This is a genomic window from Exiguobacterium sp. s16, assembly GCF_018618115.1.
Lineage (GTDB): Bacteria > Bacillota > Bacilli > Exiguobacteriales > Exiguobacteriaceae > Exiguobacterium > Exiguobacterium mexicanum_A.
Map to the genome: position 1 here is coordinate 1 of NZ_JACSLM010000031.1, position 381 is coordinate 381.

The 381-nt window shown below is 49.9% G+C and carries 2 tRNA genes; both read right to left on the reverse strand.

What is annotated here, in order from left to right:
- Positions 1–91: 91 nt before the first annotated feature.
- A tRNA-Ala gene (locus KNP86_RS15620) sits at positions 92–164 on the reverse strand.
- A gap of 21 nt (positions 165–185) precedes the next feature.
- Positions 186–262 (reverse strand) — tRNA-Ile (locus KNP86_RS15625).
- Positions 263–381: the final 119 nt, after the last annotated feature.

Sequence of the window (381 nt, forward strand, 5' to 3'; positions counted from 1 at the left end):
TCTAGCGTCTAAGACACACGGTCCTCACGGACCATATGTGAAATTAATTGGTTTGATGTCTTGATGAATCTTCAGTTTTCAAGGAACAAAGTGGAGCCTAGCGGGATCGAACCGCTGACCTCCTGCGTGCAAGGCAGGCGCTCTCCCAGCTGAGCTAAGGCCCCATATAGGAATTCTCAAAAAAATGGTGGGCCTAAGTGGACTCGAACCACCGACCTCACGCTTATCAGGCGTGCGCTCTAACCAGCTGAGCTATAGGCCCTCATATTTTGATTGTCGAGAGATTTGGTCTCTCAAAACTGAACGATGGGCAATGCCACATGGGCATTTTCCTTAGAAAGGAGGTGATCCAGCCGCACCTTCCGATACGGCTACCTTGTT